At 52.5% G+C, this 516-nt stretch carries 1 protein-coding gene; it reads right to left on the bottom strand.

What is annotated here, in order from left to right; translation table 11 throughout:
• Nucleotides 1–516: efflux RND transporter permease subunit (locus tag ACYVTD_RS16170; RefSeq protein WP_461248702.1), on the bottom strand; the 516-nt coding region annotated here is incomplete at both ends.

Genomic DNA, 516 nt, shown 5'->3' with positions numbered 1-516 from the left:
AGAAAAACCGCCGTAACGATGATCAAAACATAGCGCCCCGTATAAGACTGAATTTCCTGCGCTTCGCCTAGGAACCGCACAGTTACCCCTTCGCGTTTAACAAGATACTGGTTAACCGTGCTGATTAAACGGCGCTGGTAGTCGGTCGCTGCGATTCCTGGCGCAAGCCCTCCAGTTACGCGAATAACGCGCTCCTGTTTTTCCCTTCTTATTGACGAAGGGGCGCGTCCTTCCGCTATTTTTGCGACATTGGATAGGGACACCCTTGCCCCGCTTCTGCTGATTACGGAAATTGAGTCGAGATTAGGCATTCCCTGCCTGTCTTCTTCTTTAAGGCGGACTTGAATGTTAATAAGCCTGTTGCCCCTGCTCATAGTGGTGGTCGTGTCCCCGTCCATTGCGGTTTTTATTTCCGATGCGATTGAGGCGAGAGACACGCCGAAACTCGCCGCCCTGTCGCGGTCAATTTCAATTTGAAGCTGGGGCGCGCCCTCGTCCACGTTTATCACGGGGTTT

Source organism: Treponema sp. R6D11 (assembly GCF_054786075.1).
Note: the sequence above shows the minus strand (reverse complement) of the source record. Positions and strands in the feature narration are given on the sequence as shown.